Source organism: Corynebacterium sp. HMSC076C10 (assembly GCF_001812455.1).
In the GTDB taxonomy this organism is placed as follows: domain Bacteria; phylum Actinomycetota; class Actinomycetes; order Mycobacteriales; family Mycobacteriaceae; genus Corynebacterium; species Corynebacterium jeikeium_D.
Window position 1 is genome coordinate 13,862 of record NZ_KV809154.1, and the last position, 19,021, is coordinate 32,882.

General features: G+C 59.1%; 18 protein-coding genes and 2 tRNA genes. 13 read left to right on the forward strand and 7 right to left on the reverse strand.

Going from position 1 to position 19,021, the window contains the following annotated elements; all coding sequences use genetic code 11:
* Positions 1-40 precede the first annotated feature (40 nt).
* From HMPREF2857_RS08480 to HMPREF2857_RS08495, 4 genes are all read left to right on the forward strand, one after another.
* Positions 41-601, forward strand: coding sequence for a single-stranded DNA-binding protein (locus HMPREF2857_RS08480; protein WP_049189873.1), 561 nt, complete (start codon positions 41-43; stop codon positions 599-601).
* 285 nt (positions 602-886) lie between these two features.
* Entirely contained in the window at positions 887-2,557 is a 1,671-nt protein-coding gene (gene ettA / locus HMPREF2857_RS08485) for an energy-dependent translational throttle protein EttA (protein ID WP_016422285.1), read from the forward strand.
* Between the two features lie 136 nt (positions 2,558-2,693).
* Positions 2,694-3,137 carry an acyl-CoA thioesterase gene (locus HMPREF2857_RS08490; protein WP_016422286.1) on the forward strand — a complete coding sequence of 148 codons (444 nt, stop codon included), beginning with the start codon at positions 2,694-2,696 and terminating at the stop codon, positions 3,135-3,137.
* Positions 3,138-3,143: 6 nt separating this feature from the next.
* A complete protein-coding gene (locus tag HMPREF2857_RS08495; RefSeq protein ID WP_070566869.1) occupies positions 3,144-3,947 on the forward strand; it encodes a DUF8185 domain-containing protein in 804 nt (267 codons plus the stop codon).
* An 18-nt stretch (positions 3,948-3,965) separates the two neighbouring features.
* Here the strand turns inward: HMPREF2857_RS08495 and HMPREF2857_RS08500 are convergent, their stop codons facing one another.
* Entirely contained in the window at positions 3,966-4,364 is a 399-nt protein-coding gene (locus HMPREF2857_RS08500; RefSeq protein ID WP_016422288.1) for a globin, read from the reverse strand.
* 67 nt (positions 4,365-4,431) lie between these two features.
* Positions 4,432-7,134 carry an aminopeptidase N gene (pepN, locus tag HMPREF2857_RS08505; protein WP_070643636.1) on the reverse strand — a complete coding sequence of 901 codons (2,703 nt, stop codon included), beginning with the start codon at positions 7,132-7,134 and terminating at the stop codon, positions 4,432-4,434.
* A 129-nt stretch (positions 7,135-7,263) separates the two neighbouring features.
* Here pepN and HMPREF2857_RS08510 point away from each other — a divergent pair, with 129 nt between their 5' ends.
* Positions 7,264-7,908 carry a mycothiol-dependent nitroreductase Rv2466c family protein gene (locus HMPREF2857_RS08510; RefSeq protein WP_049189866.1) on the forward strand — a complete coding sequence of 215 codons (645 nt, stop codon included), beginning with the start codon at positions 7,264-7,266 and terminating at the stop codon, positions 7,906-7,908.
* A 27-nt stretch (positions 7,909-7,935) separates the two neighbouring features.
* Here the strand turns inward: HMPREF2857_RS08510 and HMPREF2857_RS08515 are convergent, their stop codons facing one another.
* Positions 7,936-9,141, reverse strand: coding sequence for a TIGR04053 family radical SAM/SPASM domain-containing protein (locus tag HMPREF2857_RS08515; RefSeq protein ID WP_070643639.1), 1,206 nt, complete (start codon positions 9,139-9,141; stop codon positions 7,936-7,938).
* Positions 9,142-9,369: 228 nt separating this feature from the next.
* On the opposite strand from HMPREF2857_RS08515, the gene HMPREF2857_RS08520 reads away from it, so the two are divergent.
* Together HMPREF2857_RS08520 and HMPREF2857_RS08525 are read left to right on the forward strand one after the other, a co-directional pair.
* Positions 9,370-9,843 carry a ribose-5-phosphate isomerase gene (locus HMPREF2857_RS08520; RefSeq protein WP_005511109.1) on the forward strand — a complete coding sequence of 158 codons (474 nt, stop codon included), beginning with the start codon at positions 9,370-9,372 and terminating at the stop codon, positions 9,841-9,843.
* A gap of 102 nt (positions 9,844-9,945) precedes the next feature.
* The gene (locus HMPREF2857_RS08525; protein ID WP_070643642.1) at positions 9,946-10,554 is read left to right on the forward strand and encodes a DJ-1/PfpI family protein; all 609 of its coding nucleotides are present in this window, start codon (positions 9,946-9,948) and stop codon (positions 10,552-10,554) included.
* Positions 10,555-10,579: 25 nt separating this feature from the next.
* Here the strand turns inward: HMPREF2857_RS08525 and HMPREF2857_RS08530 are convergent, their stop codons facing one another.
* The 3 genes from HMPREF2857_RS08530 to HMPREF2857_RS08540 form a co-directional block, all read right to left on the reverse strand.
* Positions 10,580-11,458 (reverse strand): hypothetical protein, encoded by an 879-nt coding sequence (locus tag HMPREF2857_RS08530; RefSeq protein ID WP_070643645.1) that lies wholly within the window; start codon positions 11,456-11,458, stop codon positions 10,580-10,582.
* A gap of 145 nt (positions 11,459-11,603) precedes the next feature.
* Positions 11,604-11,837 (reverse strand): hypothetical protein, encoded by a 234-nt coding sequence (locus tag HMPREF2857_RS08535; protein ID WP_040361601.1) that lies wholly within the window; start codon positions 11,835-11,837, stop codon positions 11,604-11,606.
* Positions 11,838-11,946: 109 nt separating this feature from the next.
* Positions 11,947-12,021: transfer RNA gene (locus HMPREF2857_RS08540), tRNA-Gly, on the reverse strand.
* A gap of 563 nt (positions 12,022-12,584) precedes the next feature.
* Here HMPREF2857_RS08540 and HMPREF2857_RS08545 point away from each other — a divergent pair.
* The 5 genes from HMPREF2857_RS08545 (at position 12,585) to clpX (ending at position 16,915) form a co-directional block, all read left to right on the forward strand.
* Positions 12,585-12,661: transfer RNA gene (locus HMPREF2857_RS08545), tRNA-Pro, on the forward strand.
* Positions 12,634-14,097: a trigger factor gene (gene tig, locus HMPREF2857_RS08550; RefSeq protein ID WP_141752751.1), complete on the forward strand. Its 1,464-nt coding sequence runs from the start codon at positions 12,634-12,636 to the stop codon at positions 14,095-14,097. Before HMPREF2857_RS08545 ends, tig begins: the two co-directional genes overlap by 28 nt.
* A 140-nt stretch (positions 14,098-14,237) precedes the next feature.
* A complete protein-coding gene (locus HMPREF2857_RS08555; RefSeq protein WP_016422302.1) occupies positions 14,238-14,810 on the forward strand; it encodes an ATP-dependent Clp protease proteolytic subunit in 573 nt (190 codons plus the stop codon).
* A gap of 46 nt (positions 14,811-14,856) precedes the next feature.
* Positions 14,857-15,480, forward strand: coding sequence for an ATP-dependent Clp protease proteolytic subunit (locus HMPREF2857_RS08560; RefSeq protein ID WP_369707172.1), 624 nt, complete (start codon positions 14,857-14,859; stop codon positions 15,478-15,480).
* Between the two features lie 172 nt (positions 15,481-15,652).
* A complete protein-coding gene (gene clpX, locus HMPREF2857_RS08565) occupies positions 15,653-16,915 on the forward strand; it encodes an ATP-dependent Clp protease ATP-binding subunit ClpX (protein WP_042388518.1) in 1,263 nt (420 codons plus the stop codon).
* Between the two features lie 63 nt (positions 16,916-16,978).
* Here the strand turns inward: clpX and HMPREF2857_RS08570 are convergent, their stop codons facing one another.
* Positions 16,979-17,764, reverse strand: coding sequence for a TetR/AcrR family transcriptional regulator (locus HMPREF2857_RS08570; protein WP_016422305.1), 786 nt, complete (start codon positions 17,762-17,764; stop codon positions 16,979-16,981).
* A gap of 230 nt (positions 17,765-17,994) precedes the next feature.
* Between HMPREF2857_RS08570 and HMPREF2857_RS08575 the strand changes: the two genes are divergently transcribed.
* Positions 17,995-18,978 carry a malate dehydrogenase gene (locus tag HMPREF2857_RS08575; protein ID WP_016422306.1) on the forward strand — a complete coding sequence of 328 codons (984 nt, stop codon included), beginning with the start codon at positions 17,995-17,997 and terminating at the stop codon, positions 18,976-18,978.
* Positions 18,979-19,021 lie beyond the last annotated feature (43 nt).

Genomic DNA, 19,021 nt, shown 5'->3' on the forward strand with positions numbered 1-19,021 from the left:
GGCCGCAGTAGGTAAACGCTTTCTTTGGGGGAGGAGCCCGATGTCTGAGGCAGTTATTACCGTGGTGGGCAATGTGGTCCATCATGTGGAAAATCGAAATACCAATTCTGGGGCAAAGGTCTGCAAGTTTTCTGTGGCATCCAGCAAGTCATGGAAGGGGGAGAATGGTTGGGAGCAGTCGGAGACGTCATATTTTGATGTTGAATGTTGGGGCAAGCTCGCCGAGAACGTGAATAACACGGTGTGGAAGGGCCAAGCCGTCATTGTCCACGGTCACGTTCGTACGGATCGCTGGGAGGGCGATGATGGTACGAAGCATCAGCGCCAGAAGATCATTGCCAAGGCGGTGGGGCCGAATCTGCGCCGTCACCTGGCAACGGTGAAGACTATGACTGAGAAGCCGCATGAGTCGCCGACTGGTCTTGGTGAGGCATCGACTGGGGATTCGGAAGCTTCGGTTACTGAGACAGTTGCGTCTCAGGCCGGGGCCGTGCGCACCTTCACTGCTAGTACGGGCGGCGCTGGTGAGGCGGGGAACACAGGTGCAGCTAGTTCGGAGCAGCGAGAAATGGCTGATGCAGGAGTCAGTGCGCCGTTCTAACCCAGGAGCCAGTACATCGTTGTAGAGCGGAATGAGGGGGAGCCGCTGAAAGAGCGGAAAGAGGGGAGGGGTAATTACTGCACGTGAGGTGACGCTGCTGAGAAAGGGGAGGGATCGCATACGATTCGGCAGCGTTATCTCGCAGCTAGTTTTGCTAGGAGCCTGGCAGAGATTTTGGTGGGAAAGGATTGCGGGTACGCCCATGTAGATTGTGCCTTTTGGTTCCTATGCGTAACCTCTACAGGGATTGCTTATTTCCTTTCTACGAGGGGACGAAATTCCACCATGGGTGAGTTCATCTACCAGATGAAAAACGTGCGCAAGGCGCACGGCGATAAGGTTATTCTCGACAACGTCACCATGGCGTTTTACCCGGGCGCAAAGATCGGCGTGGTCGGTCCGAACGGCGCAGGTAAGTCGTCGATTCTGAAGATTATGGCTGGCCTTGATCAGCCGAGTAACGGTGAAGCTTTCCTGGAGCCGGGCGCCACTGTCGGCATCCTGCTGCAGGAGCCTCCGCTGAATGAGGAGAAGACCGTTCGCGGCAACGTCGAGGAGGGCCTCGGCGACATCTTCGAGAAGAAGGCTCGTTTTGAAGCCATCGCCGAGGAGATGGCCACCAATTACACCGACGAGCTCATGGAAGAAATGGGCAAGCTCCAGGAGGAGCTCGACGCCGCTGATGCTTGGGAGCTGGATTCCAAGATTGAGCAGGCAATGGATGCGCTTCGCTGCCCGCCGGCGGACGAGCCGGTTACTCACCTCTCCGGTGGTGAGCGTCGTCGTGTAGCACTGGCAAAGCTGCTGCTCTCCGAGCCGGACCTGCTGCTTCTCGACGAGCCGACTAACCACCTGGACGCCGAGTCTGTGCTGTGGCTCGAGCAGCACCTGGCTAAGTACCCGGGTGCCGTCCTGGCCGTGACCCACGACCGTTACTTCCTGGATCACGTCGCTGGCTGGATCTGTGAGGTCGACCGCGGCAAGCTCTACCCGTACGAGGGCAATTACTCGACTTACCTGGAGAAGAAGGCTGAGCGCCTCGAGGTTGCAGGTAAGAAGGACGCCAAGCTGCAGAAGCGCCTGAAGGACGAGCTGGCGTGGGTCCGCTCGGGTCAGAAGGCTCGCCAGGCCAAGAACAAGGCCCGTCTGGAGCGCTACGAGCAGATGGTGGAGGAAGCCGAGCAGTACAAGAAGCTCGACTTCGAAGAAATCCAGATTCCGACCCCGCCGCGCCTGGGTAACCAGGTTGTTGAGGTCAAGGACCTGGAGAAGGGCTTTGATGGCCGCGTCCTGATTAAGGACCTGTCGTTCACCCTGCCGCGTAACGGCATCGTCGGTGTGATTGGCCCGAACGGTGTGGGTAAGTCCACCCTGTTCAAGACCATCGTGGGTCTGGAGCAGCCGGATTCCGGTGAGGTCAAGGTCGGTCAGACTGTTCAGCTCAGCTACGTTGACCAGGGTCGTGAAAACATCGATCCGGAAAAGACCGTCTGGGAGGTCGTCTCTGATGGTCTCGACTACATCGTGGTCGGCCAGAACGAGATGCCGTCTCGTGCGTACCTGTCTGCATTCGGTTTCAAGGGTGCGGACCAGCAGAAGCCGTCGAAGGTTCTTTCCGGTGGTGAGCGCAACCGTCTGAACCTCGCGCTGACCCTGAAGCAGGGCGGTAACCTGATCCTCCTGGATGAGCCGACTAACGACCTTGACGTCGAAACCCTGTCTTCGCTGGAAAACGCACTGCAGAACTTCCCGGGCTGTGCCGTGGTCATTTCCCACGACCGTTGGTTCCTGGACCGCACCTGTACCCACATCCTCGCATGGGAAGGCAACTTCGAAGAGGGCAAGTGGTTCTGGTTCGAGGGCAACTTCGAGGGCTACGAGAAGAACAAGATTGAGCGTTACGGCGAGGAGGCTGCACGCCCGTCGCGCGTCACTCACCGTCGCCTGACTCGCTAATCTGTTTCTCGCGAATCTGATTTTTGCCAACGGCAAAGTCCGGAACCTTGTGGACTGGCTCGCACCAGTGCACAGGTTCCGGGCTTTCGCGTTTTTCGCAGGATCGTAGCTCCAGAAAACGCCTATAGTTCTGGGTATGACTGAATCAGCACCATTTCGTACCAACGTCGCTATCCGCTGGTCTGATTTCGATCAGTATGGCCACGCCAACAACACCGCTTTCCTGGAATACGCCCAGCAGGCTCGTCTGGACTTTGTGATGCGCGGTCTCGGCGGCGGGGCAGGGATGCCTGCGGCAGTGGTGCGTCGCCTGGAGATTGACTACGTCCGCGCTATTTTGCCGGACACCCAGGAAGTTGTGGTTGAGACCGAGATTATCAACTTCGGTCGCACCTCTTTCACACTTCGCCAGACAATCTCCGACCAGCATGATCACATCGTTGCTGTGCTCGAAACCGTGATGGTGATGTTTGATCTCAAGACTGCGAAGGCAGTCGAGCTCTCCCCGTCTGCCCGCCGTGAACTGGAGCGTTTTGCAGCTCCCGCAATCGAAGACAACAAGGAAGACCAGGACAAGTAATTCGCCGTGACCACTTCTCATCCCGCTGCCGAGCTGACCTTCGGCACTCCCGATGCCCTGAAGAACCTGGGCGTCCTGGCCCATAAGGCCTACGCCCTCGACGAGAGCACGTTGCTACGCATCCGAGCACGTAAGACCGCCGCCGCTGGTATCAGTTCCTCGTCGGCACCTAACGCTGCGCCCGCAATGTCGCAGGTATGGGTGAAGACCCCAATCGGCCCGCTCGCCATGCGCACGATTGCGCTGCACGCGCTTCCCGACGACATCATCGTCACCGCCGCGGAGATTAAAGACATCGCAGTGCGTGCCTTTGCGCAGGCAAAAACTGCTGAGGACGAAGAGGAGAAAGAAGCTTCGCTCACCGCGATGCCATACCGCGTGCATGCGCAGTCGGCGTCCTCCTGGCCGGGATTCCTGCCAGTGCCGGAAGGATGGCAGGTTGTCGACTATGTTCCAGCGACTGCTTTCCGGACTCTCGAGAAGCAGGGGCGCGCGGTCGCCGTCGAATCTTCCGGCCCGATGGGCATGCCACCGTCTCTGCTGGACCAAAAGGTTCTCACTGTCAGCGGCGGTACCGGTGAAGCCACTGTTGATACAGGGGAGGGGCAGTCGCAGGCGACGTCGAAAAGCGTCGTGGACGTGACCATGCGGGACGTGTTTGCGCTGTGCACGATGGGCTTCATCCCCGAGCAACCGGATGAAAAAGAGCCGGTGCGCGTGTCCACAAAGGGACGGTGGCACCGGCTGGATGGGCGGTTTGGCTCGATCTTTACGCTCGAGTCCTTTGGCGTGCTGCCGCTGCTGAACTAGCGGCGCAGGGCCTAATTCCTACTGCGCGTCGAAGCGGTTGATGAGCATGTCAGCAACCTGCACCATGTGGTTCCACATGGCTTCGCGCTGGGGGCGGGGGAGCTCGTCATCGGAAATATCTGCGAGTGAGGCGCTCATGATTTCCAGCCAGCGGTCGCGTTCGGCCTCGCCGATGGAAAACGGCATGTGGCGCATGCGCAGGCGCGGATGACCACGCTGTTCGCTGTAGGTGTGCGGCCCGCCCCAGTACTGGACGAGAAACATACGTAGTCGATCCTCGGCGCCCTCCCAGTCATCGCTGGGGTACATCGGGCCGATGAGGTCATCGGAACGCATGCGCGTGTAAAAACCATGGACGATGCGATTGAAGACATCCTCGCCGCCGACGGAGTCAAAGAGCGTCTGAGAAGTTGTCATGGCACCAAGTCTATCGACTTGATGCCACGAAAACGATAACGGCCAAAGTGCCGGCCGAAATCACTTGTTACTTCGCGTCGAACTCGCGGGCGCGGAGAGCGAGCTTCACCAGGAACTGCTGCTCAGAAATGATGCGCTTGACCGGCGACGCAGTCTCCTCGCTGTCGAGCAGGCGCTGAGCGGCCGCGATTGCCGACTCGCTGATCTCCCAAGTGGGGTAGAAGCCCTCGAGGAGAGTCTGGGCCGTCTCGGAGGAGAACTGCTTCCACCAGCTGTTGGCAACAGCGAAGAAGTGCTCCGACAGCGAGGTTGCCGACTGCACCGCGTTGATGGTGACACGGGAGTCGTCGTCAAGCGCCTGCGCGAGCACCGCACCCGAGCCCGGCGCGTTGAAGCCGGCCAGCAGGTGGCGAATGACAAGGTTCGACGGGGCGTCGTCGCCGGAGACAGTCGCCTCAGCCCAGACGCGGGCCTTGTTGGCGAGCGTCGGCACGGAGGCGCGGCAGGCGATGGCGGCCTGCGCGCCGAGTGCTGAATTGTCGGTCTTTTCAAGCTCTGCGATGGCCTCCTCGCCTTCGAGACCAGCGGAAACCAGAGCCTTCAAGGCGCGCCACTGCATGTCGGTGTCGACAGTGACAGCGGGGAAGCCAGCCTTGGCGGCGTCGCCGGCGTAGATGGCGCGCAGTGCGTCCACGACGTCGCTATTCGACGAGCCCACGGTAGCCAGAGCGTTAACGAAAACCAGGGCGCGGTCGGCGTCGGTTTCCTTCTTCGCGTAGTCCAACAGACCCTGAGCCAGCAGATCGCGGCCGGTGGACTCTGCCCACTGCGGATCGGCGTAGACGTTGACGGCGCTGACCGCCTGAGCGATGACGCGCTCCAGGACGGAGAGCTTGTTCTCGCCCGGGATGCCGCGGAGCACCAGGCTGACGAAGTCGCGAGCGCGCATCTGGCCTGCGCGAACCATCTGCCAGCTGGCGGACCAGCACAGTGTGCGTGCCATCGAATCGGTGAAAGCGCCGATGTTGTCGATGACGGTGGCAAGCGAGCCCTCGTCCAGGCGAATCATGCTGTAGGTGAGGTCGTCGTCGTTAACCAGCACGACGTCGCCAACTGGTGTGTCGACAAGTTCTGGGACATCGGTGCGGGCACCGCGGACGTCGATTTCGACGCGCTTGGTGCGCTCAAGTACAGCGTCCGCGCCGGTGCCGCGCAGGTTGTAGATGCCCACTGCGATTCGGTGATCACGGAGTTCACCGGCACCCGGCTCGGCGCCTTCCTGCGTGACTGCGAAGGAGGTGTACTTGCCGTCCTCTTGATGGAACTCTGGCGCCAGGGTGGTGATACCGGTGGTGGTCAGCCACTGATCGGCCCAGCCAGACAGATCGCGACCGGAAGCCTCGGAGAGCGCGTCCAGCAGGTCCGCGAAGGTGGCATTGCCAAAGCGGTGACGGGCAAAGTGCATACGAGCACCGGCGAGGAAAGCATCCTGACCAACGTAGGCGGCCAGCTGCTTGAGGGTGGACGCGCCCTTGGCGTAGGTGATGCCGTCGAAGTTCTGCTCGACGGTGTCAATGTCGCTGGCGTCGGCGGCAATCGGGTGCGTCGACGGTAGCTGATCTTGCTTGTAGGCCCAGGCCTTTTCGACGTTGGCGAAAGTGGTCCAAGCGTGGCTGTAATCGGAAACCTCGACCTGAGCGGCGGCGGCCGACCAGGTGGCGAAGGACTCATTGAGCCAGAGGTCATCCCACCACTGCATGGTGACCAGATCGCCGAACCACATGTGAGCCATCTCATGCAGGATGGTGTCGTTGCGGCGTTCGTAGAGGTAATGGGTGGGCTTGGAGCGGAAGACGTACTCGTCGCGGATGGTCACACAGCCGGCGTTTTCCATCGCGCCCATGTTGTACTCCGGGCAGAAGATCTGGTCGTACTTACCGAACGGGTAGGGCTCGCCGAAATGTTTGGCGTAGAAGTCGAAGCCCTCCTTGGTCTCCTTGAACAGAGTGTCAGCGTCGAGGTACTCGGCGATGGACTGGCGGCAGTAGAGCCCCAGTGGAATGGTCAGCTCGCCCTCCGGCTGGTGTTCGGCAGGGGTTTCCGGGTGCGGTGCGACAGTGCCGGTCCACGAGTCAGCGACCTCGTACCATGGACCCGCACAGACTGCGATGAGATACGTCGACAGGGGAACATCCACCGAGAAGTCGAAGGTATCGGCCTCATTGCCGTGGACATCGGTGGTGGCGCCGGTCTTGGCCACCGAGTTGGAAATAACCTTCCAGCCCTTCGGTGCCACGACGTGGATTGAATACGTCGCCTTCAAATCCGGCTGGTCAAAGCAGGCGAACACGCGCTTGGCGTCGGCAGTTTCAAACTGCGAGTACAGGTATGTTTCGCCGTCGGCAGGATCCTGGAAGCGGTGAATTCCCTGGCCGTTGTTGGTGTAACGGCAGTCCGCGTCGATAACGATGGTGTGGTCACCGTCGGTCAGGTCCAGGTTAATGCCGGTCTCGCTGGCATAGTGAGCAGCCTCCGTGGCATCGACGCCGTCGATGGTCACACTCTTAACAACCGCATCACGCAGATCAATAAAGGTGGAACCAGCGCGCTTCGCCGTCAGAGAAATTGTGGTCTTGGAAGCGAATGTTGGTGCGCTGTGCGGCCCACCGACAGGTGCGGTGGTGAGATCGAGAGAGATGTCGTAGTGGGACACCTCGAGCATGGCCGCACGGTCGGCAGCCTCGGTCCTGGTTAGGTTCGTGGAAGTCATGCGACAAGTGTAACCACGACCCCGGATTTGAGAAGGATTCTGAGTGAGCGCGGAAAACATGAATGCAAGCCGAAAAATTCCGCCCTATAGTCGTTGATAAGTCAATCAATGCTTTAGGAGGACTTTCACATGAGCAATCGAGACAAGGTCACTTTTTACTTCGACGTTTCCTGCCCGTTTTGCTGGGTGACGTCGCGCTGGATTAAGGAAGTCGAAAAGGTCCGCGACATCGAGATCGAGTGGAAGCCGATGAGCCTGTCGGTGCTCAATGAAGGCCGCGATGAACTGCCGGAAGATTACAAGTTCATGATGCAGTGCAACTGGACCCCGGCACGCCTGTTCAACGCCGTGTTCTCCCAGGATGGCCAGGAGGCCGTCGACAAGCTTTACACCGCGCTGGGCACGAAGGTCCACAACGAAAACCGCATCGATCGCCACGCGCATGTCGACGAGCCGGAGCACGCATTCGACGAGCTGATTAAGGAAGCCCTCGCAGAGGTTGGTCTGCCGGAAGAGCGCCTGGCCCAGGCCCTGACTACGGAGTTTGATGAGCTCATGCGTGAAAACCACGCAGAGGCCATGAAGGAGGTCGGCAACGACGTCGGCACTCCGGTGGTCAAGCTCAACGACGTTGCCTTCTTCGGCCCGGTGCTGACCCGCATCCCACGCGGTGAAGAAGCGGGCAAGATTTTTGATGGCGCGGTTGCCGTCGCCAGCTACCCGTACTTCTTCGAAATTAAGCGCTCCCGCACTGAGAGCCCGCGCTTCGACTAAGAAAGCTTTAGCGGCTAGGGCATGTAGCTAAGAGGGCTGACCCGCCCCGACGCCAGCATTTTGCCCGGTAGAGGCCTGCCGTTCTTCTTCGCTCATGGCAGCCCACCGTGGTGGGATGTAGATGCATGTCGGATCGGATGCCGTGTAATCCCCGGTCAACGCGTACGCAGTCGAGCGGGACCCACCGCATACGCTGTGGTATTCACAGACGCTGCACTTGCCGTGCCAATTGTCCGGATCGCGAAGGGCCTTGAACGCCGGCGAGTTCGAATAGATTTCCTGGAATGGCGTGGCCTTCACATTTCCGCAGTGAAGCGGCAGGAAACCATTGGGGTAGACGTCGCCGATGTGGTCAATGAAGGCAAAACCTGACCCGGAATTGACGGCCATGGGGGAGCGCGGGCGGCGTGGTTTTTCCGGCACAGCACCGAGCAGCTTTGTCGTTTCCTCGGTCAAGTAACGGTAGAGCTCGCCGCCCTCATAGGGTGGCAGCCCCTTTTCCTTCGCTTCCTCCTGCTGCATGACGACGCGCCGATACTGCGGCGCCTCCGTTGTCTTAATGGCAATTCGGTTGGAGACATCAGACAACCAGTGCAGAACGTCCTCGCGTTCCTCCGGTGACAATGCGCCCAAATCCGCACCGCGACCTGTGGGAACGAGGAAAAAGACGTACCACATCTTGGCCTGCATCTCCATGACGGTCTTCAGCAGTGCTGGCGCCTCATGAATATTTCCCTTGGTCAGGGTCGAGTTAATCTGCAGCCGGTAACCGGCCTCGTTGATGTGCGGAGCCATCTCGAGCGTCTTTTCAAAAGTGCCCGAAAACCCGCGGAACTTGTCATGGGTCTGGGCAGTCGCGCCATCGAGCGACATCGACATCGCCTTGCCACCGGCCTCACGCAGTGACTGAATCCGCTCTGGCGTGAGCCGCGGCGTCACCGATGGAGATAGCGACATATTCAGGCCCTGCTCCGTGCCGAATCGCACCAATTCTTCCAGGTCATCACGCTCAAAAGGATCACCGCCGGTGAGCACTACAAGCGGCTTCGGCTTGCTATACGACGCCAAGGTCTCCAGCAGCATCTTGCCCTCGGTGGTCGAAAGCTGGTGAGGATGCGGCTCGTGCTGTGCATCTGCACGGCAGTGCTTGCAGACTAAGCCACAAGCCCGCGTGACCTCCCAAATGACGATAAATGGTTTCTTGTTGATGTCATGCCGAACCGTTCGCACCACCGGTGCGTGATGATTCCCATGGGAGCCATGGGCTTCAGGATCGACTTGGAAGTGAGCTTGCGGCGCAGGAGACACGGTAAAAGCACCCAATTTCCGGTTTCGAAGACGTGCTGAAACGCAAATACAGTCACTTTTCACCCTATTCGGCTGCGCAGGAGACGTCGTCAAGCAATACCTAAAACGGGTGCAGACGCCGTGGAATCCGTGGGAACCGCTAAACTTGCTGCCATGCGTATTTACCTTGGTGCAGACCACGCCGGTTTTGAGATGAAGAACCTGATTAAGGCCCACCTGGAGAAGGCTGGCCACGACGTCGTTGACTGCGGCGCTCACACCTACGACCCTGCAGATGACTACCCAGCATTCTGCATTGAGGCGGCGTCCCGTACCGTCGCTGATCCGGGCAGCCTGGGCATCGTGCTCGGCGGTTCCGGCAACGGCGAGCAGATTGCCGCTAACAAGGTCAAGGGCGCTCGTTGTGCGCTGGCTTGGTCGGTGGAGACCGCAAAGCTCGCCCGCGAGCACAACAATGCTCAGCTGATTGGCCTCGGCGGTCGTATGCACTCTGAGGAGGAGGCCCTGGCCATCGTCGATGCTTTCGTCTCCCAGCCGTGGAGCGAGGAGGAGCGCCACCAGCGCCGCATTGACATCCTGGCAGAGTACGAAAAGACTGGCGTTGCTCCGGAGCTACCAGAGGCTTAAAGGGTTGTTGTTCGCTATCTGTTGATAGGAATAAAATGGTCTGGTTCCAGAAAACTCTGGAACCAGACCATTTTTATATATAGGCGGAGTATGAATTGTCGTATGACAATTCCAGAAGCGCATCGCCGAGTAACTGTTGTGCTATTCCCCGGGTTCGAGCTCTTGGATGTATTTGGACCGGTTGGCCTTTTTGGCCATGTCCCAGAGATTGAGGTCGAATATGTCGCCAACATTGCTGGTCCGATAACCAGCGCTCAGGGGGCGCAGGTTATCGCCACGCGCTGCATCGCTGAACTTGAGGCAGTCGATATTCTCCTGGTGCCCGGTGGAGCAGGGAGCAGAACACTAGTTGAAGATGCAGAGTTTTTGGAGTGGCTTAAGCGCATCGGATCCCAGGCGCGGTTAGTGGCGTCGGTCTGCACGGGTTCGGCGCTGCTTGCTGCGGCTGGGCTACTTGAAGGAAAGCGGGCAACTAGTAATAAGTTGGCTTTTGATTGGGCCACGTCGTTCGGAAACGAAGTGATGTGGGTGAAAGAAGCCCGATGGGTCGAAGACGGTAATCGGTGGAGCTCATCAGGGGTCGCAGCAGGTATGGATATGGCTGTTGCTTTAATTAGCAGCATCCTTGGCGAGGAAGCTGGTCGATTGGCCGCCAGAAAGATTGAGTATCGGCCCCAGACAGACGCCACTGTCGACCCTTTTGCGAATTGAGCGAAATAGCGGCGCCGGACTTCTTCTAAATATCGAAACCGTCGAATCCGCCGTCGAAGAATCCGCCACCGTCGTTGCCACCGTCGCCGCCGAAGAGGCCGTCGAAGAAGCCACCGCCGTCGCCTGCGTCACCAGCATCGGCAGCGCCGCCACCGAAGTCGCCGCCAAGGTCATCGCCACCGAAGTCGTCTCCACCGAAGTCATCGGAACCAAAGTCCTCGGTGCCGCCGAAGTCGTCAGCACCGGTGCCCATGCCGCTGGCGAACTCATCAGCGCCGTAGGCAACACCGGCCATACCGTGGAAGAGAGTAGAGAACAGCAGCATCGAGCCAGCGGTCCAGACACCGGTGCGGAGCGCGGACTTCCACCAGGGCTCGGAGTACCAACCGGCTGGAACCGGACGGCCAGCGACACGGCCGCCGGGGTAGTAGTTCGGAGTTTCCGGGGTGGCGTATGGCGAGGCGGTAACCGAGTGGCCTTCGTGCTCAATGGTGCGAGTTTCGGTCACAGAACCAGCGGCCTTCTGCCCCTCCAGCGGTGGCAGTGTCGGCCCCGCCGGCAGGCCCATAATTTCGCGAGCAGCATTGATGTAGTGCAGGCCCTCCAGCGCCGATTCGCGCGCCATTCGGGCCTGTGCCGGGGTCCGAGCAGTAGAAATCTGCGAGGATGCGGCGTTGTAACGCTCGGATGCGTCGGCAAGAGCCTGCGTGGAAGCCGAATCGGTGCCAGCGAGATTCAGCACCTGTGAGCCCAGCCGCTCAATCCAACGGCGGGCGTCTGCGACGGCGTCTTCCAATTGATTGTTCTGGCGGGCATCAAATGCCCTGTTAGAGCGGTTTTGAGCCATCGACGCGATGATAATCGCACCGCCGACGGTGATAGCGATCAGGATTAAAGCCCCCATGGGCTAGGCCTCCAAAAGGAAACTGCGAGTATTGCTAGTAATTACTTGAAATAACGCACGTAGAGCGCAAAAAGTTCCCGAGCTGACATCTCTGTGCGACAGAGGCAGCTCGGGAACCAGGAAAAGATTGGGTATGGGTAGGTATCTATGACTCGGCGGAGTCGGTGCGCTTGGTGCGGCTCTTTCGATTGGCGTGCCATGCGCGAACTTCTTCGGAATCCCACAGGGTCAACCCATGAAGCTTCGCGACGGGCTCGGGAGCCTTCTTGCGGCCAGCGTAGCTGGTGAAAGTGCCACGTGCGGTGCCGGAAAAAGCAGCGCATTCGACCGCGGTCCATAGTTCGTGTCCAGTATCGGCATCGATAATGGTGGGCTTCATGGTGCCCAGAGTACCCGCGGCACTGGATCCTGAACAGAGGGCAGAAGAATTTCTGGCCCCGGACATCGGCTCGGAAAAACAAAAACCGGGAGCAATGCTCCCGGTTACATGGAGGGGATGACGGGAATCGAACCCGCGTCTTCAGCTTGGAAGGCTGAGGTATTAGCCACTATACGACATCCCCATAGACAGAAATCCGGTTTAGATGCGCACTCGCCTCAACCAGACCGTGTCTTGGTACAAGGCATATTAACTCGTTAAAGCGCACATACAAAAATCGATGCCAGGTTTTTCTCGAAGGATTTAAAGAAAAGTGGCTGTGGCCGGGAAAAACAGAAAATGAAACTAAAGCAATATGGGGTATATGAAACAGGCGTATAGCCGTTGATTACACTGTCACACGACTCAACAAAGGGGCAGTCGTTTTAGGCGGCTTCTTTGGAGGGTCGGCCGACGAATGGAGTGTTTGCAGTAAACGAGGCCGCCAAAAGCAGTGCCGAGGTGATGCAAACGCCCTGTGATATGCATGGATTTCATGAAACCAGTAGTAGTTGGCAGGTTGGCTCTCGATGGCGTCGTAAAGCGTTTTCAGACAGAGTAATGGCCTGGTTGAACGCGTGGTTTTGTGATTTCGTTAATCGTCAGGTAAATCTATACGGGTCCGTTGTGGAAACGCGATTTCGCGCCTATGAGGGCCCCGGTGCAGATGCTCCAAAGGGGTTTCTGCTAGGTTTCGAATGACGCATACGGGGTATGGCGCAGCTTGGTAGCGCGTCCGCTTTGGGAGCGGAAGGCCGTGGGTTCAAATCCCGCTACCCCGACCAGTATCACGGGCACTCCCGTGGTCTATGAATTAATCATCGAGTTGCAGGAGAGTGCACCAGTGAAGTCTTCCGTTGAGAAGCTCAATGAGACCCGAGTGAAGATTACCGTCGAGGTCCCGTTTGATGAGCTGAAGCCAGAGTTCGACAATGCCTACAAGGCACTGGCTCAGCAGGTCCAGATTCCAGGCTTCCGTAAGGGCAAGGCGCCGGCAAAGCTGATTGAGGCCCGCTTCGGCCGCGGCCCGATCCTGGAGCAGGTGCTCAACGATATGGTTCCGTCCCGCTACGACGAGGTCGTTCGCGAGGAGGACCTGAAGGTTATCGGTCAGCCTGAGGTTGACATCACCAAGCTGGAAGATGGCGAGCTCGTTGAGTTCACCGCTGAGGTTGACGTCCGCCCGGAGATCGAGCTGCCGAAGTTCGAGGACATCGCAGTTGAGGTTGACCCACTGGTCGCCGACGAGGAAGCTGTTGAGGCTGAGCTGCAGAATCTGCTCGCTCGCTTCGGCACCCTGACCGGCGTCGAGCGCGCAGTCGAGAAGGACGACTTCGTCTCCATCGACCTGTCCGCCACCATCGACGGCGAAGAGCTGGAAGAGGCCTCCACCGAGGGGCTGTCCTACCAGGTTGGCTCCGACGACCTGATTGACGGCCTGGATGACGCTGTTGTCGGCCTGTCCCAGGGCGAGTCCAAGGAGTTCACCACCAAGCTGGTTGCTGGCGAGCACGAGGGCGAGGACGCTCAGGTCACCGTTACCGTTCAGTCCGTCAAGGTCCGCGAGCTGCCGGAAGCTGACGACGACTTCGCTCAGATGGCTTCCGAGTTCGATACCATCGAGGAGCTGAAGGAAGACCTGGCCCGCCAGGTCGAGAACACCAAGAAGGGCGAGCAGGCTCAGCAGGTTCGCGACAAGGTCCTGGCTGCCGCTATGGAGCAGACCACCATCGCTCTGCCGGAGGGTGTTGTCAAGGAGCAGGTCGAGGGCCAGCTGCAGCAGCTGCTGGGTCAGTTCGGCGGCGACGAGAAGGTTCTGAACTCCATGCTGGAGGCTCAGGGCACCACCCGCGAGCAGTTCGACGAGGACTCCAAGAAGTCCGCTGAGGAAGCTGTCCGCACCCAGCTGTTCCTGGACACACTGGCTGAAGAGATCCAGCCGGATGTTTCCCAGCAGGAGCTCACCGACCACATCCTGTTCACTGCTCAGTCCTACGGCATGGACCCGAACCAGTTCATCCAGCAGATTCAGCAGTCCGGCCAGCTCGGCAACCTGTTTGCAGACGTTCGCCGCGGCAAGGCTCTGGCCACCTCGATCCTGAAGGCTTCCGCCAAGGACACTGAGGGCAACGAAATCGATCTGAACGAGTACTTCGGTGAGGTCGAAGCTGAGGCTGAGAAGGCTGAGTCCGACAAGGCTGAGGACACCTCCGCTGAGTAAGCCCCGCAATTAGCGCGGCGCGTTCCTCATGCCGCAACGCTTATAGCGAACAAGGGCCGTTCCCGAAACAAAGGGGCGGCCCTTTTCGTTACCCTCTAGTGAACGACAAACTCGCACACGTACGAAGAAGGAGTACACAGATGAGCGATAACGCCCAGATGTCGACGAACACGGTTTTCGACAAGCTGCTCAAGGAGCGCATTATTTGGCTGGGTGAGCAGGTCGACGACGAGATTGCCAACAAGCTCTGCGGTCAGATGCTGCTCCTGGCAGCCGAGGACCCGGAGGCGGATATCTCGCTGTACATCAACTCCCCGGGTGGCTCCGTCACCGCCGGCATGGCCATTTACGACACCATGCAGTTCGTTCCGTGCGACGTGGCTACCTACGGCATGGGCTTGGCAGCTTCCATGGGCCAGTTCCTGCTCGCCGCAGGTGCTAAGGGCAAGCGTTACGCACTGCCGCACGCCCGCATCATGATGCACCAGCCGTCTGCAGGTATTGGCGGTACCGCATCCGACATCACCATTCAGGCTGAGCAGTTCGCTGCCACCAAGAAGGAGATGGCTCGTCTGATCGCGCAGCACACCGGTCAGCCGGTCGAGCGCATTGAGGAAGACTCGGACCGCGACCGCTGGTTCACCGCGGCTGAGGCTAAGGAATACGGCCTGGTTGACCACGTCGTAACCGCCCTCAAGGACACCGCACGCTAAAAGCGGACAGTAGCGAATAATTAGAGGCGATTTAATCAACATGGAGATGAACAATATGCAGATGCCGCAGTCGCGCTACGTGCTTCCTTCTTTCGTGGAGCACTCCAGCTTTGGTGCTAAGGAATCCAACCCATACAACAAGCTCTTCGAAGAGCGCATTATCTTCCTCGGCTCCCAGGTCGACGACACCGCCGCTAACGACATCATGGCGCAGCTGCTGGTGCTCGAGGGGCTGGACCCGGATCGTGACATCACGATGTACATCAACTCCCCAGGTGGCTCCTTCACGTCGCTGATGGCCATCTACGACACGATGCAGTACGTGCGTCCCGACGTGCAGACGGTGTGCCTGGGCCAGGCTGCTTCCGCGGCAGCCGTCCTGCTCGCTGCGGGTGCACCGGGTAAGCGCGCAGCTCTGCCGAATGCGCGCGTGCTCATTCACCAGCCGGCCACCCAGGGTATCCAGGGCCAGGTTTCCGACCTGGAGATTCAGGCGAACGAGATCGAGCGCATGCGCAAGCTGATGGAGGAGACTCTGGCTCGCCACTCCGGTCGCACTGCAGAGCAGATCCGCAAGGACACCGATCGTGACAAGATCCTGACCGCTGAAGAGGCCGTCGAGTACGGCATCATCGACCAGGTCTTCGAGTACCGCAAGCACAACGCTTAAAAGGGGACATGGTCTCTCTGGAGTGCTGCGCACTGGCCGTCGTAAAGCGCCGAGCGAGATTGCGTGAAATTCGCCTCGCCCTGGCGTGGAAGCCGGTAATTGCGCACACTCACGGTAGGCTGGTCTGAAGCAATTATTGGCAACGAAGCGGAAAGGCGGCGGCGGGAGCCTCATGGCGCGTATGCAAGAAAGTGCGGATTTGCTGAAGTGCTCTTTCTGTGGAAAGAGTCAGAAGCAGGTCAAGAAGCTGATTGCCGGACCTGGTGTGTACATCTGTAATGAGTGCATCGAGCTCTGCAACGAGATCATCGAAGAGGAGCTCAACACCGGCGGCGAGGCAACTGGCAACGACGACCGCCTGCCGCGGCCGATGGAAATTCGAGACTTCCTCGATGAGTACGTCATCGGCCAGGACATGGCTAAGCGCACCCTAGCGGTAGCGGTCTACAACCACTACAAGCGCCTTCGTGCTGCGGAGACCAAGTCGGACAACGACGTCGAGCTGCAGAAGTCGAACATCCTCTTGCTGGGGCCGACTGGCTGCGGCAAGACCTACCTCGCACAGACGTTGGCCCGCAAGCTGGATGTGCCGTTCGCGATCGCTGACGCCACCAGCCTGACCGAGGCCGGCTATGTCGGCGAGGACGTGGAGAATATCCTGCTGAAGCTGCTGCAGGCTACTGATTTCGACGTCGAGAAGGCACAGCGCGGCATCATTTACGTCGATGAGATTGACAAGATTTCGCGCAAGTCCGAGAACACTTCCATCACTCGCGATGTCTCCGGTGAAGGTGTGCAGCAGGCGCTGCTGAAGATTCTCGAGGGAACCGTAGCCGCCGTGCCGCCGCAGGGTGGGCGCAAGCTGCCGAACCAGGAGTTCATTCAGTTCGACACTTCCAACGTCCTGTTCATCGTCGCTGGTGCGTTTGCCGGTCTGGAAAAGGTCGTTCAGGAGCGAGTCGGCAAGAAGGGCCTGGGCTTCGGAGCAGATGTCACCTCGGCTAACGACGAGGACATGAAGGATCCATTCCGCGACGTACTGCCGGAGGATCTCGTTCGATTCGGCCTGATTCCTGAGTTCATTGGCCGCCTTCCCGTTATCGCATCGGTCACCAACCTCGATGAGGACGCGCTGGTTCGTGTACTCACCGAGCCGAAGAACTCTCTGGTCCGCCAGTACCAGCACCTGTTCGACATGGACGGTGTGCGTCTCACCATCGACGATGAGGCGCTGCGCGCCATTGCTGCCAAGGCGATTAGCCGCAATACCGGCGCCCGTGGTTTGCGCGGCATCATGGAAGAGATCCTGGTTCCCGTGATGTTCGAAGTACCAGAGCGTGACGACGTCGCGGAGGTCATTGTCCACAAGGAATGCATCACGGACGGTGCAGCGCCGGAACTCGTTGAACGCAGCGAGGATAAGAAGACTGCGTAAAGGCAGCTAAAAACCCGGTTAGAGTAGCCGCTCTAACCGGGTTTTTGATGTCTGTATGGAGCCCTAGTCGTCCATGCCGTAGATGTCGCGGTAATCCGGGGCATCGTCAGTAGTCAAGTCCTGAGTCTCTGGGTTGGGCTGATCGCCGTAGACCTCTGCGCCAAGCGCGGACGAGTTCGCGCCATGGGAGGCCAGCAGGGAAGTGTACGAGCTGCCCGGTTCGTTGCGAGGCGAGGACGTCAACAGGCTGGTCACAGTGTCCTGAGCGAACTCACGCAGCTTGTCCGACAACACTGTCGACTGCATTTCAATGCCGTAGAGGTTTTCAAAAGTCCGCTGGTGCAGGGTGGGGAAGGTGGCCAGCGACAGCACGAGAATATAAAGATCAAGTGCGGAAATATCAGTGCGGAATGCACCATAATCGCGACCGAGCAACAAGATGCGGTCAAACTCCAAAACAATTGGGCTCTGACCACCAAGCCCAGTCACGCCTTCTAGCGGCAGGACCGGATGTAGGTTTTCCTGGATGATGAACCGCACGGCGAGCGGGTTCGCCGAGAAGTAGTCGTAGATAACGCCGACCACATGCTGCAGGGCTTCCACCGGCACATTGGAGTGCGGGCGCAGGTCGTCGTCGTCAGGCCTTACGGTCTCCAGCACATGTGCCCACGTCGCCCTGTAGAGTCCCAACTTGTCACCACAGTGGTAGTGAAGCATGCGCTTGGAGACACCAGAGGCGGCAGCAATGGCATCCAAACGGGCATCTGCATACCCCTTTGCGGTGAATTCTTGAAGTGCTGCCACCAAGACTGCATGGGGGATTGCATCAGAGGAGCCTGGAGACTTCATGAAAATCCTTTGCTTGGACTAGAGGGCGACTACGGGGTTTTGGCTATCTAACGGGGGTGAATTTGCTCGGTCGCGGACTTCTTTCTAGTGAAATGAGTACATGACCGTAAGTCATGCCTAATGCTATCCGTTTTTCAGAATTGGCCTGAGCCCGTCGCCCCCGTCTGCGCCAATTCTGTAGTCGCATTAGAGTGGGCAGCGAATTGATTCTCTCTCGAGAAAGGCCTGAAGTGAACAAGACTCCCGTAAAGGTTGCAGTTACCGGCGCCGCCGGACAGATCGCTTACTCCCTGCTCTTCCGCATTGCCAGCGGTTCGGTTTTCGGCCCTGAGACCCCGGTTGAGTTGAACCTGCTGGAGATCACTCCGGCGCTGCACGCCACCGAAGGCGTCGCCATGGAGCTGTTTGACTCCGCCTTCCCGCTTCTGACTGGCATCAACATCACCGATGATCCGGCCAAGGCATTCGACGGTGCTAACGCCGCCTTCCTGGTCGGTGCAAAGCCGCGCGGCAAGGGCGAGGAGCGCTCCGCACTGCTGGGCGCCAACGGCAAGATCTTCGGCCCGCAGGGTGCCGCACTGAACGATCATGCAGCAGACGACATCAAGGTCCTGGTTGTCGGCAACCCGGCCAACACCAACACCATGATTGCTGCGTCCCACGCTAAGGACATCCCGGCAGAGCGCTTCACCGCCATGATGCGCCTGGACCACAACCGTTCCCTGTCTCAGCTGTCGGAAAAGATTGGTGTTCCGACCACTGAGATCAAGAACATGATTGTCTGGGGTAACCACTCCGCAGACCAGTTCCCGGACATCACCTACGCCACCATTGCAGGCGAGAAGGTCTCCGACAAGGTGGACGCTGCATGGGTCGAGCAGGACTTCATTCCGCGTGTCGCGAAGCGTGGCGCAGAAATCATCGAGGTCCGCGGTTCCTCCTCCGCAGCTTCCGCTGCCGCTGCCGCAGTTGACCACATGCGTGACTGGGTCACGGGTACCCCAGAGGGCGAGTGGGTCTCTGTCGCCCTTCCGTCCGATGGCTCCTACGGCATCGACGAGGGCCTGGTCGCTGGTGTTCCGTGCTACGCCAAGGACGGCGAGTGGGTTCGCGTTGAGGGCCTGGATCTCTCCGAGGTTCAGCGCGCTGGCATCGAGCGCAACGTCAAGGCACTGCGCGAAGAACGCGAGGCTGTTAAGGACCTGCTGGTCTAAGAGCTGTTCAACGGCCGTTTAGAGGCGCTCTCTTGTGATGATT

Excerpts from the sequence above, each read along its gene's own strand:
- ettA (WP_016422285.1), top strand. The coding sequence starts at position 887 with ATGGGTGAGTTCATCTACCAGATGAAAAACGTGCGCAAGGCGCACGGC.
- HMPREF2857_RS08560 (WP_369707172.1), top strand. The coding sequence starts at position 14,857 with ATGAACAATATGCAGATGCCGCAGTCGCGCTACGTGCTTCCTTCTTTC.
- clpX (WP_042388518.1), top strand. The coding sequence starts at position 15,653 with ATGGCGCGTATGCAAGAAAGTGCGGATTTGCTGAAGTGCTCTTTCTGT.
- HMPREF2857_RS08500 (WP_016422288.1), bottom strand. The coding sequence starts at position 4,364 with ATGACAACTTCTCAGACGCTCTTTGACTCCGTCGGCGGCGAGGATGTC.
- HMPREF2857_RS08530 (WP_070643645.1), bottom strand. The coding sequence starts at position 11,458 with ATGGGGGCTTTAATCCTGATCGCTATCACCGTCGGCGGTGCGATTATC.
- HMPREF2857_RS08525 (WP_070643642.1), top strand. The coding sequence starts at position 9,946 with ATGACAATTCCAGAAGCGCATCGCCGAGTAACTGTTGTGCTATTCCCC.
- HMPREF2857_RS08510 (WP_049189866.1), top strand. The coding sequence starts at position 7,264 with ATGAGCAATCGAGACAAGGTCACTTTTTACTTCGACGTTTCCTGCCCG.
- HMPREF2857_RS08480 (WP_049189873.1), top strand. The coding sequence starts at position 41 with ATGTCTGAGGCAGTTATTACCGTGGTGGGCAATGTGGTCCATCATGTG.
- HMPREF2857_RS08570 (WP_016422305.1), bottom strand. The coding sequence starts at position 17,764 with ATGAAGTCTCCAGGCTCCTCTGATGCAATCCCCCATGCAGTCTTGGTG.
- HMPREF2857_RS08555 (WP_016422302.1), top strand. The coding sequence starts at position 14,238 with ATGAGCGATAACGCCCAGATGTCGACGAACACGGTTTTCGACAAGCTG.
- HMPREF2857_RS08520 (WP_005511109.1), top strand. The coding sequence starts at position 9,370 with ATGCGTATTTACCTTGGTGCAGACCACGCCGGTTTTGAGATGAAGAAC.
- HMPREF2857_RS08490 (WP_016422286.1), top strand. The coding sequence starts at position 2,694 with ATGACTGAATCAGCACCATTTCGTACCAACGTCGCTATCCGCTGGTCT.
- pepN (WP_070643636.1), bottom strand. The coding sequence starts at position 7,134 with ATGACTTCCACGAACCTAACCAGGACCGAGGCTGCCGACCGTGCGGCC.
- HMPREF2857_RS08535 (WP_040361601.1), bottom strand. The coding sequence starts at position 11,837 with ATGAAGCCCACCATTATCGATGCCGATACTGGACACGAACTATGGACC.